Source organism: Micromonospora sp. NPDC050795 (assembly GCF_044456785.1).
Lineage (GTDB): Bacteria > Actinomycetota > Actinomycetes > Mycobacteriales > Micromonosporaceae > Micromonospora.
Genome location: NZ_JBITGE010000022.1, coordinates 1 through 22,335 on the forward strand (window position 1 = coordinate 1; position 22,335 = coordinate 22,335).

Annotated in this window: 23 protein-coding genes; 10 read left to right on the plus strand and 13 right to left on the minus strand. The window is 70.4% G+C overall.

Annotated elements, in window-relative coordinates; all coding sequences use genetic code 11:
- Positions 1 to 91: 91 nt before the first annotated feature.
- Together ACIBEF_RS19860 and ACIBEF_RS19865 are read right to left on the minus strand one after the other, a co-directional pair.
- Positions 92 to 574, minus strand: a complete 483-nt coding sequence (locus tag ACIBEF_RS19860) for an SRPBCC family protein (RefSeq protein WP_396794707.1) — start codon at positions 572 to 574, stop codon at positions 92 to 94.
- Positions 571 to 891, minus strand: coding sequence for an ArsR/SmtB family transcription factor (locus ACIBEF_RS19865; protein ID WP_396794708.1), 321 nt, complete (start codon positions 889 to 891; stop codon positions 571 to 573). Before ACIBEF_RS19865 ends, ACIBEF_RS19860 begins: the two co-directional genes overlap by 4 nt.
- Before the next feature lie 24 nt (positions 892 to 915).
- Between ACIBEF_RS19865 and ACIBEF_RS19870 the strand changes: the two genes are divergently transcribed.
- A complete protein-coding gene (locus tag ACIBEF_RS19870; RefSeq protein WP_396794709.1) occupies positions 916 to 1,638 on the plus strand; it encodes a GNAT family N-acetyltransferase in 723 nt (240 codons plus the stop codon).
- Here ACIBEF_RS19870 and ACIBEF_RS19875 read toward each other — a convergent pair.
- Positions 1,568 to 3,016, minus strand: coding sequence for an ATP-binding protein (locus tag ACIBEF_RS19875; RefSeq protein WP_396794710.1), 1,449 nt, complete (start codon positions 3,014 to 3,016; stop codon positions 1,568 to 1,570). The genes ACIBEF_RS19870 and ACIBEF_RS19875 overlap by 71 nt on opposite strands.
- A 95-nt stretch (positions 3,017 to 3,111) precedes the next feature.
- Positions 3,112 to 3,279 (minus strand): hypothetical protein, encoded by a 168-nt coding sequence (locus ACIBEF_RS19880; RefSeq protein WP_396794794.1) that lies wholly within the window; start codon positions 3,277 to 3,279, stop codon positions 3,112 to 3,114.
- A 426-nt stretch (positions 3,280 to 3,705) separates the two neighbouring features.
- Here ACIBEF_RS19880 and ACIBEF_RS19885 point away from each other — a divergent pair, with 426 nt between their 5' ends.
- The gene (locus ACIBEF_RS19885) at positions 3,706 to 4,332 is read left to right on the plus strand and encodes a class I SAM-dependent methyltransferase (protein WP_396794711.1); all 627 of its coding nucleotides are present in this window, start codon (positions 3,706 to 3,708) and stop codon (positions 4,330 to 4,332) included.
- A gap of 77 nt (positions 4,333 to 4,409) precedes the next feature.
- On the opposite strand, the gene ACIBEF_RS19890 is transcribed toward ACIBEF_RS19885, so the two are convergent.
- The gene (locus ACIBEF_RS19890; protein ID WP_357196421.1) at positions 4,410 to 4,583 is read right to left on the minus strand and encodes a hypothetical protein; all 174 of its coding nucleotides are present in this window, start codon (positions 4,581 to 4,583) and stop codon (positions 4,410 to 4,412) included.
- A gap of 708 nt (positions 4,584 to 5,291) precedes the next feature.
- On the opposite strand from ACIBEF_RS19890, the gene ACIBEF_RS19895 reads away from it, so the two are divergent.
- Positions 5,292 to 5,516, plus strand: coding sequence for a winged helix-turn-helix domain-containing protein (locus ACIBEF_RS19895; protein WP_396794712.1), 225 nt, complete (start codon positions 5,292 to 5,294; stop codon positions 5,514 to 5,516).
- Positions 5,517 to 5,641: 125 nt separating this feature from the next.
- Here ACIBEF_RS19895 and ACIBEF_RS19900 read toward each other — a convergent pair whose 3' ends face one another.
- From ACIBEF_RS19900 to ACIBEF_RS19915, 4 genes are all read right to left on the minus strand, one after another.
- Entirely contained in the window at positions 5,642 to 6,208 is a 567-nt protein-coding gene (locus tag ACIBEF_RS19900) for an NUDIX hydrolase (protein ID WP_396794713.1), read from the minus strand.
- 42 nt (positions 6,209 to 6,250) lie between these two features.
- Positions 6,251 to 6,505, minus strand: coding sequence for a Smr/MutS family protein (locus tag ACIBEF_RS19905; RefSeq protein WP_007465523.1), 255 nt, complete (start codon positions 6,503 to 6,505; stop codon positions 6,251 to 6,253).
- A gap of 116 nt (positions 6,506 to 6,621) precedes the next feature.
- Positions 6,622 to 6,990 carry a tetratricopeptide repeat protein gene (locus tag ACIBEF_RS19910; RefSeq protein ID WP_355005736.1) on the minus strand — a complete coding sequence of 123 codons (369 nt, stop codon included), beginning with the start codon at positions 6,988 to 6,990 and terminating at the stop codon, positions 6,622 to 6,624.
- 130 nt (positions 6,991 to 7,120) lie between these two features.
- Complete coding sequence (locus ACIBEF_RS19915; RefSeq protein ID WP_124860484.1) at positions 7,121 to 7,891, minus strand: ROK family protein; 771 nt, start codon at positions 7,889 to 7,891, stop codon at positions 7,121 to 7,123.
- Positions 7,892 to 7,953: 62 nt separating this feature from the next.
- On the opposite strand from ACIBEF_RS19915, the gene ACIBEF_RS19920 reads away from it, so the two are divergent.
- From ACIBEF_RS19920 to ACIBEF_RS19930, 3 genes are all read left to right on the plus strand, one after another.
- Complete coding sequence (locus ACIBEF_RS19920) at positions 7,954 to 9,591, plus strand: ABC-F family ATP-binding cassette domain-containing protein (protein WP_396794714.1); 1,638 nt, start codon at positions 7,954 to 7,956, stop codon at positions 9,589 to 9,591.
- A 38-nt stretch (positions 9,592 to 9,629) separates the two neighbouring features.
- Positions 9,630 to 9,938 (plus strand): hypothetical protein, encoded by a 309-nt coding sequence (locus tag ACIBEF_RS19925; protein WP_357196436.1) that lies wholly within the window; start codon positions 9,630 to 9,632, stop codon positions 9,936 to 9,938.
- Between the two features lie 289 nt (positions 9,939 to 10,227).
- Positions 10,228 to 10,953, plus strand: coding sequence for a methyltransferase domain-containing protein (locus ACIBEF_RS19930; RefSeq protein ID WP_396794715.1), 726 nt, complete (start codon positions 10,228 to 10,230; stop codon positions 10,951 to 10,953).
- Here ACIBEF_RS19930 and ACIBEF_RS19935 read toward each other — a convergent pair.
- Both ACIBEF_RS19935 and ACIBEF_RS19940 read right to left on the minus strand, forming a co-directional pair.
- Positions 10,950 to 11,957 (minus strand): LacI family DNA-binding transcriptional regulator, encoded by a 1,008-nt coding sequence (locus ACIBEF_RS19935; protein WP_396794716.1) that lies wholly within the window; start codon positions 11,955 to 11,957, stop codon positions 10,950 to 10,952. The two genes, ACIBEF_RS19930 and ACIBEF_RS19935, sit on opposite strands and share 4 nt — an antisense overlap.
- A 90-nt stretch (positions 11,958 to 12,047) precedes the next feature.
- Positions 12,048 to 13,544 (minus strand): amino acid permease, encoded by a 1,497-nt coding sequence (locus tag ACIBEF_RS19940; protein WP_396794717.1) that lies wholly within the window; start codon positions 13,542 to 13,544, stop codon positions 12,048 to 12,050.
- A 201-nt stretch (positions 13,545 to 13,745) separates the two neighbouring features.
- Here ACIBEF_RS19940 and ACIBEF_RS19945 point away from each other — a divergent pair, with 201 nt between their 5' ends.
- Both ACIBEF_RS19945 and ACIBEF_RS19950 read left to right on the plus strand, forming a co-directional pair.
- Positions 13,746 to 15,401, plus strand: a complete 1,656-nt coding sequence (locus ACIBEF_RS19945; protein ID WP_396794719.1) for a glycoside hydrolase family 10 protein — start codon at positions 13,746 to 13,748, stop codon at positions 15,399 to 15,401.
- 179 nt (positions 15,402 to 15,580) lie between these two features.
- Positions 15,581 to 16,117 (plus strand): phospholipase, encoded by a 537-nt coding sequence (locus tag ACIBEF_RS19950; protein ID WP_357196448.1) that lies wholly within the window; start codon positions 15,581 to 15,583, stop codon positions 16,115 to 16,117.
- 284 nt (positions 16,118 to 16,401) lie between these two features.
- Here ACIBEF_RS19950 and ACIBEF_RS19955 read toward each other — a convergent pair whose 3' ends face one another.
- Together ACIBEF_RS19955 and ACIBEF_RS19960 are read right to left on the minus strand one after the other, a co-directional pair.
- Complete coding sequence (locus tag ACIBEF_RS19955) at positions 16,402 to 19,242, minus strand: ATP-binding protein (RefSeq protein ID WP_396794720.1); 2,841 nt, start codon at positions 19,240 to 19,242, stop codon at positions 16,402 to 16,404.
- 152 nt (positions 19,243 to 19,394) lie between these two features.
- On the minus strand, positions 19,395 to 19,607 hold the full coding sequence (locus ACIBEF_RS19960; protein WP_112674337.1) for a zinc ribbon domain-containing protein: 213 nt from the start codon (positions 19,605 to 19,607) through the stop codon (positions 19,395 to 19,397).
- Between the two features lie 55 nt (positions 19,608 to 19,662).
- Here ACIBEF_RS19960 and ACIBEF_RS19965 point away from each other — a divergent pair, with 55 nt between their 5' ends.
- Both ACIBEF_RS19965 and ACIBEF_RS19970 read left to right on the plus strand, forming a co-directional pair.
- A complete protein-coding gene (locus ACIBEF_RS19965) occupies positions 19,663 to 21,165 on the plus strand; it encodes a lytic transglycosylase domain-containing protein (protein WP_396794787.1) in 1,503 nt (500 codons plus the stop codon).
- 72 nt (positions 21,166 to 21,237) lie between these two features.
- Positions 21,238 to 22,254: a GNAT family N-acetyltransferase gene (locus ACIBEF_RS19970; RefSeq protein ID WP_396794788.1), complete on the plus strand. Its 1,017-nt coding sequence runs from the start codon at positions 21,238 to 21,240 to the stop codon at positions 22,252 to 22,254.
- The last annotated feature ends 81 nt before the right edge of the window (positions 22,255 to 22,335 follow it).

Sequence of the window (22,335 nt, forward strand, 5' to 3'; positions counted from 1 at the left end):
GGTCAGAAGGGTGTTGAGGTCTGTCGTCACAAACAGATCTTCAACACCCTTCGTCTATGCCCACACCCCGGGGTCGTTAGGACTTACTCGTCTAGCTGTCGCCGCCGAAAAAGGACTCGTAACGACTGAGGTACAGCGGCCACCCGGTGTCGGTGTCGACCCCGTCCCGAATCGACTCCCAGCCGGAGCCGTGTCGGTCAATGTTCCGGTGCTCAAGCTCGACCCGGGTCCGGGACGGCGTCTCGGCTACGAATCGGACCTCCACCTCGCTGGTGAGGGCCAGGTTCGTCTCGATCTGCCAGGTCGGTCCGATGTCCCAGCTGAAGACGATCCGGGTCGGCGGCTCGTACGCGAGGATGCGCGCCCACCGGCACTCGCTGCCGTCGGCCCCCACGTCGTAGATGTGCCCGCCGACCCTGGGCTCGAACACGGTAGCGGTGACCGGGACGTCGAGCAGGGTGTGCTCGGGTGGCTTGAAGTCGCCGAACCGCTCGGCGAACACGGTGAAGGCCCGCTCGACCGGTGCGTTGACGACGATCTGGCGGCGCACCACCGCTGTAGCCGCTTGCGTCATGAACTCTCCTCCGCCTCTTCGACGACGTCCTGATATCCGTTGAGCGCTCGCCGCCAGAAGGTGTCGAGCTGGTCCCGCAGCGCGCTCAACCCCACCGGACTCAACCGGTAGACCCGGCGGGTTCCCATCGCCTGGTCGATGACGAGGCCGGCACTCTTGAGCACCTTGAGGTGCTGTGACACGGCTGGCCGGCTGATCGGCAGCTCGTCCGCCAACTCCCCGACGGCACAGGGCCGCTCGGCCAGGCGCTGGACGATGGCGAGCCGGTTTGGATCGCCGAGTGCCTCCCAGCCCGAATGCGCTCCGTAAGTCACCACGAACGTAAGCTACGACTTACCGACATGCTCGTCAAGCAGGTCCGCAAATGGAATGGCATTGGCCGTACCGATCTTGTGTGTGAGGCTCCGGGAGTGACTGATCTCGACGTCCGCGCAGCTACCCCGGCTGATTTCGACTTCCTTCTCGACATGCTCGTGGAGGCCGTTAACTGGCTGCCCGAGCGCAACTGGTCGCGCGAGCAGATCCTGGCGAATCCGGCACTGGCGCACTACGTCGCCGGCTGGATGCAGCCGACCGACTTCGGCCTGCTGGCGGTGGATACGGCTGGTCGGCCGGTCGGCGCGGCCTGGTTCCGCTACCTGACCGCCGCCGACCCTGGCTACGGGTACGTGAGTGACGACGTGCCCGAGTTGACCATCGGCGTGGTGGAGAACTGGAGAGGTCGAGGTGTGGGGCGGGCGCTACTACGGGCCGTTCTCGACGCCGCCCGAGCACGTGGCATCAGCACGGTGTCACTCAGCGTGGAGCGAGCGAACTTCGCCGCAAGGCTGTACGCCGCCGAGGGGTTCCGCACTGTCGAGTCCTTCGAGGACGCGGACACGATGGTGCGCACCCTTCGACCGCCCGAGCGGGCAAACAGCCGCGCGAGGAGCACTGCGCCGCCCGCCCGATCCACCGCTCAACCCCGGGCTCCCAGCGCATCGGTCGACGGCGTCAGGCGGACCATGCCCGGACGACGTCGTCAGGCCCCCAGGCAAGGTCCACGGCCCCAGCCGGGAGGGTGACTCCGGAGCGGCTGACCACGACCAGTCCGCTGACCCCGGGCTGAAAACCCGGGATCAGCGGGGCGTGACGGCGCAGTTCGTCGAGGTGGTGCCTGTCGAACGGGCCGTCCTGCCACTTGATGGAGCCGGCGAACGCGATGCGGGAGGCGATCGGAGCGCTGTCGGCGCCGACAAGATCGATCTCCGGGTTGGATTGCCGGTTCCACCAACCACCGACTTCCCACGTGTCGGTCCAGGGCAAACCGCCGGCACCGGCGGCGATGGCGAGCGCATCGCGGATGATCGGCTCGACGGCGTTACCCCGCCAACTGGACCACCGACTGTCGAGGACGGCGCGGGCAGCCGCTGTTCGGTCGCGCAGAACCAGTTGATGCACGTCGCGCAGAATGGCCAGGTACAGACGCAGGTTGCTGTCGGCGATTCGGTACTGGGCCAGTTTGCTGGGCTTGGTGGACAGCGGCTTGTCGACAGCGAGGACTTGTTTTTCCTCGACAAGCCGGTGAAGCAGAGGGGAAAGGGTGCCGGAGCTGACCGGGCCGCCGCGGTCGCCGGCGGCAGCGGCGATGTTGCTGAATGTGCGGCTACCTGCCCCGCCCACCGCTTCCAGGATGCGCCGGGCAGTGTCGGGGGCGGGGAACTCCGACGCGAGGGACTGTTCGGGGACGGTGAACAACGCCGACGTCTTGTTGGAAATCTCCTGACTCAGGAACTCGGCGGGAGGTGTGCCCGGGGACCATTCCAGGGCGACACCCGGCAAACCACCGGTGATCAGGTGTGCATCGATAGCGTCCGCGCCGCTCAACCCGGTCACGGCGGCGGTTTCGGCAAGATTGAACGGGCCGAGGACCAAGTTCGTGGCCCTGCCGTAGAACGGCCGGTCGTACTCGGTGAACCGCTGCATCATGTGCAGGTCACTGCCGAGCAGCAACAGGAGCACTGGTTTGCTGGAGATGAGCCGATCCCAGGCAACCTGAAGGTGCCCGTCGAAGGTCGTGTCCTGCTCGGAGATCCAGGGCAGTTCGTCGAGGACGACCACACTCGGCGTATCGGGCAGGACACCCGCCAACAGCCGCAGCATGTCTCCCCAGCCACCGGCCGGCGGCTGAGACGGCAGAAGATCACGGCCGCCAGCGGTAAGCAGCGACGAGTCGCGCAAGGCCCCGAGAAAGTAGCTGACCGCTTCGATGCTCGACGCGCCCTTGACCGCGGTGTAGAAGCAATACGGCAGATCGACCCGGTCGCACAACTCCTGCACCAGCCGCGACTTGCCCACCTGCCGGCGACCGCGTAAGGCGACCGAGCGACCCTCGCCGGTGCGTTTCACATGATCAAGCTGCTTCGCGAGCAGGTCGAGTTCCAAGCGCCGACCGACGAACATCGCCCCTCCCGAAGCTAGATTGAATCTTACTTCGGACCAGTCTACCTAAGCTGAGGGGTCGCTAACGCTGACTGGCGCTACAGCTGGTCCGGGGTTCAGAGGCCGAGCGCGATGGGCTGCGCCGGCACTCCGTCATTGATCAATTCGGTCAACGGCCTGGCGAGGTCGCGGGGCGAGAACAGCTCCGGGCCGACGTACTCCCTGATCTCTGACAGCGACCACCAACCCCAGCCGATGACGTGCTCGGCCCGCGAGTTCCTCATCGCTCATCGCACCGCGCGGCGTGAACGACGCGGTCCGAACCAGGAAGTAGTCGTTCACGATGCCATCGTGGCCGGGTGCGAAGCCGGCGGCCACTATCTCCTGGCGCCAGATCTGAGGCGGGTCGAGATCGAGAGCAAGACCGACCTCTTCGCGCAACTCTCGTCGCAGGGCGGCCAGTGGCGTCTCGCCGTCCTCGACGCCACCCCGGGGGTGATCCACACGGCGATCGTGCCAGCCGGATCGGGGATGGCGAGTCGGAGCAGCAGAACAAGGTCGTCCTCGTCGACGACGACCGCACGCGCCGACCGCCGCAGGTTAACCGCCGACATCAGAACACCCTACGGGTCAATCCCGTCGACGCCCGTCACGGCACAGCGGTGGGCCTGGAAGCGGCAAGCGGCACCGAGCCTCGTAGCGTTCTCGGGATGAGCAGGAACGACGAGCGTGACGTGGTACGACGGGGGTACGACTTGCTCTCCTACCACTATCGATCGGACGACGCTGACGACGGCCAGTACGCCCCCTGGCTCGCCGGCTTACACCAGCGCCTACCTGCCTCAGCAGCGGTCCTCGACCTCGGGTGCGGCGGTGGGGTGCCGGTCGCCCGCTTCCTCGCCAACGCTGGACACCGCGTTACCGGTGTGAACATCAGCGACGTGCAGGTCGAGCGGGCGCGCCGCCTGGTGCCCAACGGCACCTTTCTCCGCACCGACGCCACCCGGCTCGACCTGCCGCCGGCCTCGTTCGATGCCGTGGTCTGCCTGTACGCCTTCATCCACATGCCTCTGGCCGATCAACCACAGCTCATCAAGAGCATCGCCACCTGGTTACGCCCCGGTGGCTGGCTGCTCACCACCGTCGGCAACAGCGCCTGGACAGGCACCGAGGACAACTGGCTCGATGGCAACGCCACCATGTGGTGGAGCCAAGCCGATGTCTCCAGTTACCGCTCATGGCTGCGGCAGGCGGGGCTGGCAATCGTCGCCGAGGATTTCGTCCCCGAGGGCGGCAGCGGGCACGCCCTCTTCTGGGCACAGCGCCCAGAGAGTTGACCTGGCCCGCGCCGCTGCTGCTCAGCCTGGCAATGCTTACGCTCCTCGTCGCCAGCCTCTGACCGCCGCCGCTCACCTCAGATCAGCCGCTGGATGCGGACCTTCGGACGCTCGTTCCGCAGGTGGCCGTGTTTGTGCTGGCGAATCTGCTCGTCCCAGACGTCCTGGTCGTAGTCGGGGTCCGGCGGGATCCACTTATGGGAGCCGTCGCTGTAGTGAAACTTCTCGTCACCTGCACGAAGGATGCTCATCGGGTCCAACCCAGGAAGCGATAGTGCAGATGGCCGGCCGGAACGTGGGCCAGGTCCTGGGCGGCGTCAACCAACTGGGCGGCCAGGTAGAGGGCGAGCGACACCGGCGCTCTGTGGTACTCCGCTTGCAACTCTCGACGGCGGGTGCGGCAGGGCCAGTCAGCACCACAGCCGGCACAGATCCAGGTCGGGGTGATCGCGAGGTGACTCGTCATTGCGTTCCGTCCTGGCTCGGCCAGTGGCGGCGACTGATCGGGATCCGGTGACGGCTTCTGCACGGCAGGTCGGCACCGCAGCGACAGATGCGGCGCCAGTGCCGCCAGGACCAGATTGGTCGGTGGCGGCGCGCCAGGGTGAGCGCCGCTGCGATGACGTATTCGTCGTAGGGCACGCGCTGCTGGTTGTTCTCCGCCCGTCGCTGCCGATCACCGAGACCCCCAGCCGCACGGGCGAAACCTGCGGTTGAGGCAGCATCGTTCGGTCTGGTCACAGTGCCTCCCGCCGACGCCTGAGGTCCGTGGGCACCCGGCCAGCCATGTCCGGAGACAGGGCACCCACGGCAGGACGACCCGGCCGCCAAGCTGGGTAGCCCCAAGAGCTAACTTAGGACGCAATGTACGCAGGGTCAACAGCTGCGACACATAGCGTTGTAAGTCGAGCCGAAGATGTGGTTTTCTTGCACCAGCCGCCAAGCTGGGAGCACCACCTATGTCTGAAGCCGCGTACCTACAGGTCGCCCGAGACATCCGCGAGCAGATCAGCTCCGGCACGTTGAAGCCGGGCGAAAAGCTGCCCTCCTTCGCCGCCCTCTGCGAGCACTACGACGTCAGCAACACCGTGATCCGCGCCTCAATGCTCATACTCAAAGCCGAGGGCTTGATCGACGGGAGGCAGGGCAAGGGCGTGTACGTCGCCAACCCGCTCCCCCGATAGGCCCGAGGGATTCGTTGAGTCAGGACGCCTTCTCCGAAGGCACGACACACAACGCCCGAGAACAGCTCAACTAAGAACTCAAAGCGCCGTCCCATGCCTGCGTGACCCTCGGTCAACGCCGCTGACTACAGCTCACCCCGGGCTTTGCGCACGACCAGCTCCAAGACCGCGATCACCGTGCCGGATCCCACGATTTCACCCCGGGACACGAGGTCCCGCGCTTCCGTCAACGGCATCCAGGCCACCCGCTCGGCCTCGTTGACGTCCACCGGCGACCCGATATGTGTCGCCTCGCGCGCAAGGAACAACAGATTCTCCGCGTCCGCGGTCGCCACCCACGGCTGGAACGACAGCATCGGCTCCACCGCACCCGGACGCCACCCGGTCTCCTCCTCGACCTCCCGGACCGCACAGCTCGCCGGCTGCTCACCGTCGTCGACATAACCCCCGGGCAACTCCCACACCCACCTGTCGAACACGAACCGGTGCCGCCGCATCAGCAGCAGGCGCTCCTGCTCGTCAAGCACCGCAACCATGGCTGACCGGGGCGCCCGGATCACGTACTGCTCGAAACGGACCCCGTCCGGCAGCTCCACGTCGGCGATGCTCAACCGCGCCCGCCGGCTGCCATCCACCACCCGCTCACCGTGAATCGTCCACCGCGTCGGCTCGGTAACCTGCTGCTCCGTCACCAGCCCAGTATCCGACCGCTGGCGAGGACGGCGGTCCCGTCACTACTTCCAGCGGAAGTGGACGAAGAGGCGGCCGAAGTTCTTCGAGTCCTTTTCCACCCGGTGGTAGAGCTGCTTGACGTCCTTCTGGTCGAGGAACCGCAGCACCCGCTTCTTGAGCTGGCCGGACCCCTTGCCGGGGATGATCTCGACGAGGGTGGCCTTCTTCGCCACCGCCTCGTCCATGATCCCGCGCAACGCCCGGTCGATGTCCTGGCCCTTGTTGAAGATCTCGTGCAGGTCCAGCTTGAGCTTCATGCCGCAGCCCCCGGCCGGTCAGGTCCCATGTCCGCCATCCTAGGCACGTCCACCAGGTCGCCCGACGACGAAGGGGCGGCCCCGAAGGGCCGCCCCTGCCACGTCGACTCGCACGCTCAGCGCCGGCCGCCCACTCGGGTCTCCACCCGCTCCAGTGCGGTCCGGTAGTCGTCGTTGGCCGCGTACATCGCTGCGGCGATCCGCAGGTGCCGCAGCGCGTCGGTGTGCCGGTTCAGCCGCTCCAGCGTCCGACCGAGCACGTGGTGCGCGTAGTGGTCGCTCGGGTCCCGTTCGACCAGCTCACGCAGATGCTCCTCGGCCCGGTTGAGCTGGGCCGACTGGAAGTACGCCCGAGCCAGCAGTTGCCGGACCGCAGCGTTGCCGGGTTCGGCGTCGATGATCGGCTCCAGCAGTCGGGCTGCACCGCTGGGGTCACCGGTCTCGAAGAACATGGTCGCCCGCCGGTAGTCCGCCAGAAGATCCATCTGCCACCTCCTCGGGTCGCACCGTCACCTGTTCCGACGCTGGCACAACACCGGACGTTTGGCGACTGTTCCCGGGGTCGAGATCGGGTCACTTCCGGCCGCCGATGGCCGCCGAAGAGGCGTCGAACGGTCAGGTGCGGGCGTTGCGTCGTCCGGCGGAAAGTTCCCAGGCGCGGACACCGCCGACGATTCCGGCGGTGTTCGGCACGACCACCACGTCGTCGCCCATCCGGGCCAGTTGCTCGGGCCGGATCAGTCGGGAGTTGCCCCCACCCAGGTAGAGCCGGTCCCAGCGGAACACGGGGCGGAGCCCGTCCACCACCTGCCGGATCCGACGGGACCAGAAGGCGTCGCCGAGCCGCCGCCGTTCCGGCTCGCCGACGTACGTGTCGTAGGTGGTGCCCCAGCGCACGGGCGCGTGCGACAGCTCCAGGTGCGGTGCGAGCACCCCGCCGTCGAAGAGCGCGCTGCCCAGCCCCGTCCCCAGGGTCAGCACCAGCTCGCAGCCGGTGCCGGCGACCACTCCGGCACCGTGCACCTCGGCGTCGTTGAGCACCAGCGCCGGCACGCCGAACGCGTCGGCCAGCGCGCCGCGCGCGTCCCAGCCGGACCACTCGGCGAGCAGGTCCGGGTCGACCCGACTGCGGGGGCCGCTGCGGGTCACATAGTGCGGCGTGCTCACGACCACTCCGTGTCGGATCATCCCGGGTACGCCGACCGTGAGCCGGTCCGCCGTTGGCAGGCGCCCGCCGAGATCCAGCAGGGTCCGGACAAACAGCGCGGGCGGCAACGGGTACGGGGTGGGCACCCGCAACGGCCGGGCCCGCATCGTTCCCGCCTCGTCGAGCACGGACGCCTTGATGCCCCCGCCGCCGCAGTCGATCGCCAGTGTGGTCACCACGTCGTTGAGTCTGCCCGCTGGGGAGCGGTGATATGCAGGCGGCCGGATAGGCTGCCGTCCTGATGAGCGCCACGATGATCGTCAAGGACCTGGCCGCCGGGCACGGCGACCGCCCGCTCTTCGCCGGATTGGACCTGGTGGTCGCCCCCGGCGACGTGGTCGGGCTGGTCGGGCCGAACGGGGCCGGCAAGTCGACGCTGCTGCGTACCCTCGCCGGGTTGTTGCCGGTCGAGGCCGGCAGCGTGCGACTCAGCCCGCCCACCGCGAGCGTGGGACACCTGCCGCAGGAGCCGGAACGGCGGCCGGGCGAGACGGTACGGGACTTCCTGGCCCGCAGGACCGGGGTGACCGCCGCGCAGGCGGCGTTGGACGCGGCGACCGAGGCGCTGACCGCCGGGGCGGCGGGTGCCGACGACGCGTACGGCGACGCCCTGGAGCGCTGGCTCGCCCTCGGCGGCGCGGACCTGGACGAGCGCGCCGAGCAGGTGAGCGTCGACCTGGGGCTCGCGGTCGACCTGGACCACCCGACGACCGGGCTCTCCGGCGGTCAGGCGGCCCGGGCCGGGCTGGCGTCGCTGCTGCTCAGCCGGTACGACGTGTTCCTGCTCGACGAGCCGACCAACGACCTGGACCTGGCCGGGCTGGAGCGGCTGGAGGAGTTCGTCACCGGGCTGCGCGCCGGCACGGTGCTGGTCAGCCACGACCGGGAGTTCCTCACCCGCACGGTGACCCGGGTGTTGGAGCTGGACCTGCCGCAGCAGCAGGTCAACCACTACGGCGGCGGCTACGCGGCCTACCTGGAGGAGCGCGAGGTGGCCCGTCGGCACGCCCGCGCGGACTTCGAGGAGTACGCGGAGACCAAGGCTGGGTTGGAGGCTCGGGCCCGGACCCAGCGTGGCTGGATGGAGAAGGGCGTCAAGAACGCCCGCCGCAAGGCCACCGACAACGACAAGATCGGCCGCAAGTTGCGAGCCGAGTCGAGCGAGAAGCAGGCCGCCAAGGCCAAGCAGACCGATCGGCTGATCGAACGGCTCGACGTGGTCGAGGAGCCCCGCAAGGAGTGGGAGCTGCGGATGGAGATCGCCGCCGCGCCCCGCGCCGGCGCCGTCGTGGCCACGCTGCGCGGAGCCGTGGTACGCCGTGGTGGCTTCACCCTCGGCCCGGTCGACCTCCAGATCGACTGGGCGGACCGGGTCGCGGTGACCGGGGCGAACGGCTCGGGCAAGTCCACCCTGCTGGCCGCGCTGCTGGGCCGGCTGCCGCTGGACGAGGGCACCGCCTCGCTCGGGCCCGGCGTGGTGATCGGCGAGGTGGACCAGGCCCGCGGGCTGTTCCTCGGCGACATGCCGCTGATCGACGCGTTCGAGGCGGCCGTACCCCACCTGTCGCCCGCGGACGCGCGGACCCTGCTCGCCAAGTTCGGCCTGCGGGCGGCGCACGTGCCCCGACCGGCGGCCACCCTCTCCCCCGGTGAGCGCACCCGGGCCGCGCTGGCCCTGCTCCAGGGCCGTGGGGTCAACCTGCTGGTGCTGGACGAGCCCACCAACCACCTGGACCTGCCCGCCATCGAGCAGCTCGAATCGGCGCTGGCCAGCTACCCCGGAACGCTGCTGCTGGTCACTCACGACCGGCGGATGCTGGCGGCCATCGAGACCAACCGGCGACTGTGGGTCGACGCCGGGCGGATCGCCGAGGATTGATCCGTGCCCGCGGGCCGGCGCGGGGTGAGAATGACGCCATGCTCAAGTGGGAGTACGCCCTGCTGGTCCGCCGCCGCCAGGCCGCGACCACCGACCTCGGCTGGGAGGTCGTCTTCGTCTGGTACGGCCCGGACGGCTCGATGGTCGACGTGACGCCGTACGGCGACACCTCGCTGGCCCACCTGAACCGGGCCGGCGACCAGGGCTGGGAGTTGGTCGCGATGAGCGAGGACCCGTCCCTGCCCGGCAACCACGAACTGCACCGATACCACCTGAAGCGGCCGAAGCCCGCCGACCCGCCACCCCGCCAGCGGATGCGCGGCGGCCGGCGCACCATCTCCGGCTGACCCGACCGCTCCGGGCCGAGGCGGCCGGCGCGAAGCCGGTGCCCGCGCGAGACCCGTGCCCGCGCGAGACCCGTGCCCGCGCGAGACCCGTGCCGGCGCGAAGCCGGTTCCGGCGTTGACCGTGATGTCCTGGAGTCATCGTGATGACTGTGTGACATCACGATGACTGCGACTCGGCCCGCGACCCGCGACACGCGCGTGGGCGGACCTCGCCTCAGCGGGCGGCGAGGTGGACGAGTGGGGCATAACGGGCGAGATTGCGGGTATCGCGCGGCGGGAGGTGGCCCGAATGGTCGCTTTGGCACAGACTCCGCCCTCGGCCGACCGGCTGCGGGCGATCGATGATTTCCTCGCCCAGGCATGGGCGGATCAGGTCCAGCATGATGATCGGTTGCGGGACCTGGCGGTCGAGGTGCGGTTCGACCGGGGGGTGGCGCATCTGAGCGGTGATGTGGCCGATCCCGCCCAGCTACGGCTGGTGCGGGAGCTGGTCGGACGGCTGGCCGGTGTCTACGGCGTCTGGTGCCGGGTCGGCATCGGCGGGCGGGCGCCGGTGGTGGTGGACCTCGGTTGTGGGCCGACCAAGCAGTGGTCGAGCAACCTGGGGCTGGACATCTACCCGGCGCCCGGCGTGGATGCGGTGGCGGACCTGTCCGGCTCGCTGCCGCTCGCCGACAACTCGGTGGACGTCCTCTTCGCGGTGCACATCCTGGAGCACCTGATCGACTTCCTGCCGTTGGTCGACGAGTGTCACCGGGTGCTCCGCCCGGGTGGGGTGCTGCACGTCATGAGCCCCTGGTGGGGGCATGTGAACGCGGTAGCGGACCCGACTCACGTCCGGCTGATGGACGTGCAGACGTTCAAGGGGATCTGCCAGCTGCGGCCACCGGGCACGCCGCGCTGGTACCCACTGCACGCGGGCTGCGACGGCGCCTCGATCTTCGCCGACCTGACGCCCCTCCCCCCGGACGCCGACCCGGCACCCCAGTCCCACCTGGCCCGCTTCTTCGACTAGCGGATCCGGGTGGACTCGCGGAGTTCCAGGCGGTGGGTGGCGCGGAGTTCCTGGGCGGGGCCGGTGGGGTCACCGTCCAGGCGGTTGGCGAGCAGTTGGACGGCCAGGCGGGCGACCTGCTCCTTCGCCGGGGCGACGGTGCTCAGGGTCGGGGTGGCGAACCGGCCGTCCTCGATGTCGTCGAAGCCGGCCACCGCCACGTCCTCGGGGACCCGCAGGCCGGCCTCGTGCAACGCCCGCAGGGCACCGAGGGCCAGCGTGTCGTTGAAGCAGAAGACGGCGTCGGGGCGTACACCGGAGGTGAGTAGGCCCCGCATCGCGGCCGCGCCGTCCGCGCGGTGCCAGGCCGGCGCGGACGCCACCAGGGACTGGTCATGGTCGAGGCCGGCGGCGCGCAGCGCGTCGCCGTAGCCGGCCAGGCGCAGCCGGGCGCTGGCACCCCCGTCGGTGCGCTGCGTGCCGACGGCCGCGATCCGGCGGCGACCCAACTGGATCAGGTGGCTCGTGATCTCCCGGGCCGCCGCCACGTTGTCGATCACCACGCGATCCGCCGAGCAGTGTTCGATCCGCTCGCCGAGCAGCACCATCGGGGTGCCGTCCAGACCGGCCAGGTCCGCCGCGGTGAGCGCCGACGGACTGAGGATGAGCCCGTCGATCAGGTGGTCGGTGATACCGGAGGCGAGCACCCGTTCCTGGTCACGCCGCCCGCCGGTCTGGTCGATGAGCACCGTCCAGCCGTGCTCGGCGGCGGCGCTGACCACGTGACGGGCCAGCTCAGCGAAGTACGGGATGTCGAGTTCCGGAACCGCCAGCGCGATCACGCCGGTGCGTCCCTTGCGGAGGTGACGGGCGGAGAGGTTCGGCCGGTAGTTGAGTGCGACGATCGCCTCCTCGACCCGGGCGCGAGTGTCGGGTCGCACGTGCACATGGCCGTTCACGACGTTCGAGACCGTCTTGACGGAGACGCCGGCCCGTTCCGCCACGTCCTTGAGTCTGTGCCGCACGCCGCAACCTCCCCGAGGTGACCCAGCGCACCATAGCTGCGCGGGTCGCGCGGAAGGGCCCCGTCGACGGGGCCCTTCCGCACCTTCGGGTCAGGCGGTCGGCTCACGGGGAGCCGGAGCGACGGCGGGCTCGTGCTGGGCCAGCCGGTTGCGGCGGTAGCCATAGCCGAAGTAGATCAGCGCGCCGAGCAGCATCCAGGCCAGGAACCGCAGCCAGGTCTCCACGGACAGGTTGAGCATCAGGTAGAAGCAGGCCAGCGCCGAGACGATCGGCAGCACCGGTGAGAACGGCACCCGGAACGGCCGCTCCAGGTCCGGCCGCTTGCGGCGCAGGATCGGCACCGCCACCGAGACGAGGACGAACGCGCAGAGCGCGCCGATGCTGACCAGGTCGGCCAGCGCGGACAGCGGCAGGAAGCCGGCCAGCAGCGCGACCGCCACCGTCATGATCGCCGAGATCCGGTACGGGGTGCCCCAGCGCGGGTGCACCTTCGCGATCGAGGGCGGGATCAAGCCGTCCCGGGCGATGGCGAAGCCGATCCGGCCCATCGCCACCAGGTCGACCAGGATGACGCTGGTCAGGCCCGCGACCGCGGCGATGGAGACCAGCACTGCCGCCCAGCCCGCGCCGACCGACTCGAAGGCCGACGCGATCGGGGCGCCCCGGTCGATCTCGGTGTACGGCACCATACCGACCACCACCAGCGAGACGCCGATGTAGAGCACAGTGGAGATCAGCAGCGTGCCGAGCAGGCCCAGGGTGAGGTCCCGCTTGGGCTTGCGCGTCTCCTCGCCCAGGTTGGCCACGGCCTCGAAGCCGGTGTACGCGAAGAAGACCACGGCGGCGGCGCTGAGCACCCCGACGAAGCCGAAGACCGACGGCTCAAGCCCGAAGAGCGCCTGGGTGACCGGCTGCTTGATGCCGTCGTCGCCGCTCCCGGCGGGCTCGGCCGGCGGGATGAACGGGGTGAGGTTGGCGGCCTTGACGAAGAACAGCCCGGCCACCACCACGAAGACGCAGATGGCCACCTTGACCAGCACCAGCAGGTTGGTGATCCGGGCGGATTCCCGGATGCCGACGATCGCCACGACGCCGAGGATCAGCACGATGGCGATGGCGCCCACGTTGACGGTGCTGCCCTCCTCGCCGAACCAACGGGTCGGCAGGTCGAGCAGTTCGGCGAGGTAGCCGGACCAGCCTCGGGCCACCACCGCGGCGCCGAGCGCGAACTCCAGCAGCAGGTCCCAGCCGATTATCCAGGCGACGATCTCGCCCATCGTGGCGTACGCGTAGGTGTAGGCGCTGCCGGCGGTCGGCACGCTGGAGGCCAGCTCGGCGTAGCAGAGGGCGGCGAGCAGGGCCACCACGCCGGCGATGGCGAAGGAGATCACCACGCCCGGCCCGGCGCTGTCCCGGGCCTCGATCCCGGTGAGCGTGAAGATGCCGGTGCCGATCACGATGCCGATGCCGAAGCCGGTGAGGTCGATCGCGCCGAGCCGTCGCTTCAGCCCCAACTGGCCGTCGCTGCCGTCCGCCTCACCCTGGGCTATCACGTCCTTGATTGGTTTTGTGCGCAGCACGGACACCCGGTCACCCCTCCCACCGTGCGACCACCCCGTGGCGGCCGGTGACCGGCGTTGCTACCCAGCGGAGCGATTGGTCAACCACGAACTCTTGCGGCGTCGGCCAGATTGTGAAAATTTCCTACCAGCAACGCGGACATCGACGGCGAATCTTGCCGCGCACCGCGCGAAGCATCCGGGAGCCCCAACGAAGGGACACACCGCATGAAAGCCACCCGACTCGGAGTCGCCGGGCTGGTCACAGCCCTGCTCGGTACGTTCGTCACCGCCACCCCCGCGAGCGCCGCGCCCAGCGCGGCCGACACCACCACCACCTGCGCCACCGACCCGGCCACCCCGAAACGGCAGTTCCGGGCCATGTGGATCTCGTCGGTTGTCAACATCGACTGGCCCAGCAAGGCGTCCCAGACCAGCCCCGACCGGATCGCCGCGCAGCAGACCGAGTACCGCGAGCTGCTCGACCTGGCCGGGCGGCTGCACCACAACGCCGTCGTGGTGCAGGTCCGGCCCACCGCCGACGCGCTCTGGCCCTCGCCGTACGAACCCTGGTCGGAGTACCTGACCGGGGTACGCGGCCAGGACCCGGGCTGGGACCCACTGGCCTTCCTGGTCGACGAGTCGCACAAGCGGAACCTGGAGTTCCACGCCTGGTTCAACCCGTACCGCGTCTCCATGCCAGCCCCCGGTGGTGCCGGCGCGGACCTCGCCCAGCTCGCCCCCGGCCACCCGGCCCAGCAGCACCCCGACTGGACCTTCGCCTACCCACCGGCCGGCGTCGCCGGCAGCCGGCTCTACTACAACCCCGGAATCCCCGAGGTACGCGAGTTCGTCCAGACCGCCATGATGGACGCCGTCAAGCGGTACGACATCGACGGCGTCCACTTCGACGACTACTTCTACCCCTACCCCAGCGGCACGTACCAGGTGCCGGACGACGCGACCTTCGCAGCCCACAACCGGGGCTTCACCGACCGGGCCGACTGGCGGCGGGACAACATCAACCTGCTGGTCCAGGAGATGAACGGCAAGATCAAGGCGGCGAAGCCGTGGGTGAAGTTCGGCGTCAGCCCGTTCGGCATCTGGCGCAACAAGACCGCCGACCCGCTCGGTTCGGACACCACCGGCAGCCAGTCGTACGACATCATCTCCGCCGACACCCGTAAATGGATCAAGCAGGAGTGGATCGACTACGTGGTGCCGCAGCTCTACTGGTACATCGGCCAGTACCCGGCCGCCGACTACGCGCGCCTCGTGCCGTGGTGGGCCGAGACGGTGCGCGGCACCCGCGTGCAGCTCTACATCGGCCAGGCCGACTACAAGAGCGGAGACCCGGCGTACGGGCCGTACTGGCAGAACCCGCGTGAGCTGTCCGACCACCTGACGCTCAACCGGTCGTACCCGGAGGTGCAGGGCAACGTGCACTTCTCCGCGGTGCAGGTGCGGGCCAACCGGCTCGGCGCCACCGACATCTACGCGGGTGAGCACTACTCCCGACCGGCGCTGGTGCCGGCCATGCCGCACCTGCCGGCGCGGCCGCTGCTCTTCCCGGTGATCAACAAGGCGACGCGGCAGGCCGACGGGGTCCAGCTCACCTGGCGGCAGCCCGCCGACGGCGTCGGCCCGCTCGGCACCGCCACCTCGTACGCGATCTACCGGTTCGACGGCACCACAGTGCCCGGCCGGTGCGCCACGGCCGACGCCGCGCACCTGGTCGACACCGTCCGGGCCACGCACGGCAACGTCCAGTCCTGGGTGGACACCTCGGCCGAGCCGGGTCGGCGCTACACCTACCAGGTGACCGCTGTGGATCGGTCGGCCAACGAGAGCCCCGCCAGCCCTCCGGCATTCGTCCTGCGCTGACCGTCTCTCTGAATGCCCCGGACGCCTCGCGCGTCCGGGGCATTCGTCTGTTTCAACGTATGTCACCAATAGTTGGCGATGCGCATACCACCTAGTTGATCAGGTGATCGACACTCATCGACATCCGGTAACCCGCCGGTAACTTCCGTCCCACCCGCTCACCCCCGCGGAGGTAACCCGTGCCCCGACGTCTCGCCACCCTGCTCGCCTCGGGCGCGTCAGCGCTGCTCGCCACCCTCGCCATCGCCTCACCCGCCGCCGCCGTCACCCCCGCCCAGAAGCTCTCCGTGCTGTCCAGCTGGACCCAGACCAGCGCGTCCAGCTACAACTCGTGGAACAGCGCCCGGGTCAACCGGGCACCCTGGGCCGACTACAACTTCAACTGGTCCACCGACTACTGCTCGTCCAGCCCGGACAACCCGCTCGGCTTCACCTTCAACCTGGGCTGCTACCGGCACGACTTCGGCTACCGCAACTACAAGGCGGTCGGCCAGTTCTCCGCGAACAAGTCCCGCCTCGACAACGCCTTCTACGAGGACCTGAAGCGTGTCTGCACCACGTACAACTCGGTCGTCCGGCCGGCCTGCTACAGCCTGGCCTGGACCTACTACCAGGCAGTCAGCATCTTCGGTTCGGTAGCGGCCGTCCAGCAGGCCGACATCGACCGCGCCGCCCGAATGAAGGCCCAAGCCGAAGCCAACGCCGCAACCCACTAACCCCGCACCCCGCACCCCGCACCCCGCACCCCGCACCCCGCACCCCGCACCCCGCACCCCGCACCCCGCACCCCGCACCCGCCGATCTTGCACTTCCGGTTGTCGATTTGCCGCTTTGGCACAGGTATCTCACGACAGAAAGTGCAAGATCGGCGGGGCAGGGCGGGGGCGCGGGGCCGGGGCCGGGGCGAGGGCGAGGGCGAGGGGGCGAGACTGGGGCCCTGGGGCCTGGGGGGAGAAGGGCAGGGGCGAGGCAGGGTGGGGCCGGGGTGAGGTGGGGTGGGTTAGGCGCGTTCGGTTCGGGTGGCTGGGTGGCGGTCGGGGTCGGCGGGACGGCGGGGGGTTGGTTGGGACAGGCCGGTGCTGAAGCGGGTCGAGTCCGCCGCCAGGTCCGGGTGTTCCACGTCGAGTGCCAGCGCCGCGGCCTCGTCGAGCCCCAGCTCCGCACCCTCGCCGTACGCGTCGTCGAAGGCCGCGTCGCCCAGCACCGCGCGCAACTCCCCCTGCTGCTCGGCCCAGTAACCCCCGAAGATGCCGGGGGTGGCCCGCATGCTCGCCCGGGTGGCCTGTGCCGCCCCGAACAGGCGGGCGGCGGTCAACCGCTCCCCGCCGATCGCGCAGCGCACCGCTATCGCGTTCAAGGTGTCGCACGCCCGCCCGTGGTAGCCGTGACCCATCCGGGAGCGCAGTGCCACCAGCAGATGCTCGTGTGCGGCGATCACGTCGCCGCGGGCCAGCGCGACCATGCCGAGCAGCATGTCCACCGAACGTCGGCCCCGCTCCACGGGTCGGGCCGCCTCCACCGGACGCACCGCGCCCAGCAGCTCCGCGGCCTCCTCCAGGGCACCCCGCCGCCAGAGCAGCTCGGCCAGGCTGAAGACCGCGAACAGAGCCTCGCCGACCACGTCCTGCCCGTGCGCCCAGTCGATGACCTCCCGGCACACCCGTTCGGCCTCGGCGAACTGCCCCATGTCGACGAGCGGCGCGGCCCGGCCGGCGAGCACCCGAGCCAGCAACCCGGCGTCGCCGGCCTGCCGGGCCGCTGCCTCCGCCCGCTGGGAGTAGCGCAGTTCCTCGGCGAACTCACCGTCCGCGCTGGCATGCAGCGAATGCATGTGGTACGCCGCCGCCAGCTCCGCCTCCGGGATCCGCTCCCCCGTCTCCGCGATCCGTCCGTACAGCCGGAACAGCCACAGCCGCCCCTCGCGGGCCAGGCCCCGTTCCAGCCACCACTGGTCCAGCCCGCCCGCCAGGCCGAGACCCGCACGGGCGCTGCCGCCGGTGGCGCACCACCGCAGCGCGGCGCGCAGCTCCCCGGCCAGTGGATCGAGGGCATACAGCGACAGCGTCACCGGACGGCCGTCCTGGCCCAGGTGGGCCCGGCCCAACGCGTGCGCCGACCAGGCCACGTGCCGGTCCCGGGCGGCCTGCTCCTCGCCCGCCTCGGCCAGCCGTCGCGCCGCGTACGCCCGGATGGGGTCGAGCATCCGGTAGGTGCTGCCGGAGGCACGCGGCTCGGCCAACACCATCGACTTGTCTACCAGGACCGACAGCGGGTCCAGCGGGTCGTCACCCAGCAGCCACTCCACCGTCGCCAGATCCACCGGGCCGGCGAAGACCGCCAGCCACCGCAGCAGGCGGGCGGCCCGGGGGCCCAGCGTCCGGTAGGACCAGGTGACGGTGGCCTGCATGGTCAGATGCCGTTCGGTGGCCGAGCGCTGCACCGCTCGGCTGGCCGGCGAGGGTGGCGATGCCCCGGCCGCCGCGGCGACCAGGTCCACGGTGTCCTGCTGGTTGCCGGACCAGCCCCGCTCCACCGGCGGCGGATCCGGGTCCTCCCGGCCGGCGTCCAGGGTGCCGAGGACGTCGTCCAGGCGCTCGGCGAGCTGACCGACCGAGAGCACCCGCAGCCGGGCGGCGGCCAGCTCGATGGCGAGCGGGAGGCCGTCCAACCGCTGCACGACCCGACGCAGGTCGGCGGACTCGGCCGGGTCGGGCTGTCGACCACCACGGGCCGCCGCCGTACGGTCCAGCAGCAGCGCCACCGCGTCGCTCTCCGCGCCGTCCGGGCGCGGGTCGACCGAGAGCGGCGGAATCCGCCACACCACCTCGCCGGGCAGGCTGAACGACTCGCGGCTGGTGGCCAGCACCCGTACGCCGCTTCCACCGGACAGCAGCCGCGCGATCACCTCGGCGCAGGCGGCCGGTTGGGTGTCACAGGTGTCCAGTACGACCAGCATCCGACGGCCGGCCGCGTACTCGACGAGGGTGTCCAGCATCGGCCGACCGGGCTCGGGACGCAGGCCGAGCACGGCGGCGATGGCGAACGCCACCAACCCCGGGTCGGTCACCGAGGCGATGTCGACGAACCAGACCCCGTCCGGGTACGCCTCGACAACTCCGCTGGCCAACTCCACCGCGAGCCGGGTCTTGCCCGCGCCGCCGGCGCCCAGCACGGTGACCAGGCGGTTCTGACGCACCAGCAGGCTCAGCTCGATGCGCTCGGCCTGCCGGCCGACGAACGAGGTGACCTGGGTGGGCAGGTTGTGCGCCACCGCGTCAGCGGTGCGGGGCCGGGGGAACTGTCGCTCCAGACCCGGTGCGACCAGTTGGAACAGCCGTTCACGGTCGTCAAAGCCGCGTAGCCGGTGCAGCCCCAGGTCGAGCAGGGTCGCGCCCGGCGGCATCGGCTCGGCCCGACGGGCGGTGGACGCCGTGCAGAGCACCTGCCCGCCGTGCGCGGCGGCCGCCACCCGGGCGGCCCGGTGCACCTCGGCGCTGGCGTACTCGCCGTCGCGTGGCTCGGCATAGCCGGTGTGCAGGCCCATCCGCACCCGGGGCGCGGCCTCGGGGGTGGGCCAGTCGTGGCTGGACAGTGCCCGCTGAGCGGTCAGGCACGCGGTCATCGCCGCGGAAGCTTCCTCGAAGGCCAGGAAGAACGAGTCGCCCTCGGTCAGCAGCTCCGCGCCACCGGTGCTGGCGAGCGTGCGGCGTAGCAGCCGTCGATGCTCGGCGAGCACCGGGCGGTAGTCCGGGCCGAGCAGCTGAGCCAGCCGTGTGGAGCCCTCGATATCAGTGAATACGAAGGTCACCCAACCGCTCGGGAGCTGGATCCGTGGCGACATGCGAGGAACCTCCGCCCGTGACGTCGGGTTCATGCTGCCTGAGTCCGAACGATCACACATCGTGAGAACGGCCGGGCAAGTGCCGCCTCAACGTGCCACTCGGACCCGCTCCCGGCAAGGCTGGCCCACCAGGCGGCGGCGAATTGGCCCGATCAGCAGCCGCAGGCGCCGCCGCAGCAGCCACCACCACCAGCGGCGGGTGCCGGGGCACCACCACTGCGACCGGTGACCGCGACCGCGGAAAGAAGCTTGACTGTGTCGGCGTGTCCCTGAGGGCAGCTGGCCGGCTCACCGGCTGCCGCCATCGAACGGTTGACCTCGAAGGTGTCGCCGCAGGCGCGGCAGCGGAACTCGTACCGGGGCATGCCACCCAGGGTACGTGGATCTGACGGTTCGCGGAGCATGGGTGATACTCGACAGGTGGTGGACGGCGAGGACGACACGCGTGTGCAACCGTTACGACCGGCCGCGCCGCTGGACGGGCCGCTCGAAGGCTCCGGGGCCGCGCCCGACCAGGCGCACAAGGTGCCCCGCCCTCGCCGCCCCTGGCTGAGCGGGCGTTCCGCCGGCGCGCCGAGCACGCCGGCGACCACCACGCCACCAGCCGCCGCGCCGGTTCCGCCAGCGGCGAAGTCCTCCGCAGCCGACTCCGCCGGGTCCGAACCGGACTCGCTCGCCACCGGCACGGAGGTTCCGGCCGAATCTGTCCCGGCCACAAGCCCCGCAGCCGCCCCCCTGGCCACGGCAGCCAACGCCGAGACAGGTAAGGCCGAAACCGAGACCGCGAAGGCCGAGACCGCGAAGACCGACGCCGCGGAGGCGGACGGCAGCGCCAGTGGCCCGACCTCGTCGAAGGCGGCCGGCGCGTCGAGCGCAGACGCGCCCGCCGACGACGCGAAGACCGACGCCGCAGGTCCGGCGAAGACCACTGTGGATGAGATCCCGGCCGTGCCGGCGTCCGACCCGGCCCGCCGACGGCGGGTGCAGTTCGCGCACGCGGTACGGATGCCGCCCCGTCGGGCAGCAGCCGCAGCGACCCAGGCGACCCGCGCCTGGGCGCGCCGGCCGAGTGGTCGGCTGACCCTGCCCGGTGTCTTCCTGCTGGCACTGGTGGCGGCGACCGGCGCGGCGGGAGCGCTGCTCGTACCGGCCACGATCCGTGCACCGCGCCCGGTCGCCGTCGACGCCTCGGCCGCGCCGAGCGGGGTGGCAGCGCCTGGGATGCCGTCCGGCCTGCCGACCGGGCCGCTGCCCACCGGGCCGCTGCCGACCGGGCCGCTGCCGACCCTTCCGCTGCCCTCCGGCGGGTTGCCCGGCAACGGGCTGCCGCCCGGGTCGGTGATCGGTGGCCGACCGTCGGATGCCCTGGCCGGCTGGGCGCAGCAGGTCGGTGCCAAGGTGGATGTCCCGGCGGTAGCCATGCAGGCGTACGGCTACGCCGAGCTGGTGCTCGCCCAGACCAACCGCAGCTGTGCGCTGAGCTGGACCACGCTGGCCGCGATCGGAAAGGTCGAATCGGATCACGGCTCGACCAACGGGGCGCAGTTGAGGCAGGACGGCAAGGCGGTACCCAACATCTTCGGGCTGCCGCTGGACGGCAAGGACGGCCGGATGAGGATCATCGACACCGACCGTGGGGCGCTCGACGGGAACTCGACCCTCGACCGCGCCATCGGGCCGATGCAGTTCATCCCGACCACCTGGCAGGAGATCGGCGCGGACGCGGACAACGACGGCGTCAAGGACCCACACGACCTGGACGACGCCGCCCTGGCAGCGGGGAACTACCTCTGCAAGGGCGGCCGGAACCTGAGCATCGCGGGCGACTGGTGGAACGCGATCCTCTCCTACAACGACGTACGGCGGTACGCCCAGGACGTCTACGACACCGCAAACCGGTACGGACGGGCCAGTCGCTCGTGAAGTGATCGTCTCGATACGTTGGAGAACTGGACACTTCCCCCGGGCCTCTGTTAGCGGCAAGCTAGACGGGTGATGGTGCGCGAGTGGGACCCCAGGACCGCGTCGTCCGCCGAGATCGCGTCGCTGTTGGCCACGCTGAACGCGGTCCTGGCGGCCGACCTGCCGCAGGATCCGCCCTGGCGGGAGGCTTCGCTGCGGGAGTACCTCGCCGAGGTGATGCCCGGCGAGCGGCGGATCTCCTGGATCGCCCAGGCCGAGCCGACGGATCCGGGCGACACGGGCGCCGTGATCGGCCAGGTGCACGTACTCCTTCTGGGTGACATCGGCGTGCTCGAGGTGCTGGTGCACCCGTCCGCGCGGCGCACCGGCCTCGGCCGTGACCTGGTGCTGCGTGCCGCGCGCCGGGTCTACCAGGAGGGTTTCCAGTCGATCGGGGTCGAGGTTGTCGGCGACACGCCGGCGGTCGGCTTCTACGAGTCGCTCGGCTTCACCCGGGAGTACGTGGAGACGCGCAGCGTGCTCGACCTGACGGCGGTGGACTGGGCCGAGCTGGCCGAGATGGCCACCGGCGTCGGGGCGGGCTACCAGTTGGAGTTCTTCCCGGGCGGGCCGCCGGACGACCTGATCGAGGCGTACGCGCGGGCCAAGGCCGAGGTGCGCGACGTCGACGACGGTGAGCTGCGCCCCAGCTCCTACGACCCGGAGCGACTGCGGGACAGCCTCGACACGCTGCACCGGCGGGGCATGAAGCCGTACATCGTGCTCGCCCGGCACGAGCAGAGCGGCGAGGTGGCCGGCCTGACCGAGGTGGTGGTGCCGGCGCAGCACCCGACCCGCGCCGACCAGTACGACACGATCGTCGCGCAGGATCACCGGGGCTACGGCATCGATCGGGCGATCAAGGCGCGGATGCTGCTGGAGTTGCGCTCCGCCGAGCCGGAGCTGATCGAGGTGCAGACCTGGAACGCGCAGGCCAACGAGGCGATGTTGAAGGTCAACGCTGAGCTGGGCTACCGCCCCGACCGGGACTGGTGCGAATACAGCGTCGATGTCGCTGAGCTGGTGCACCGCCTCGATCCACCGCGCTGAGAAATTCACGAAACTGTCCATTAGGGGATGGACGGTGGACAGTCGCGCACCTTAACGTGCGTTGACCCCCATCCACCCATC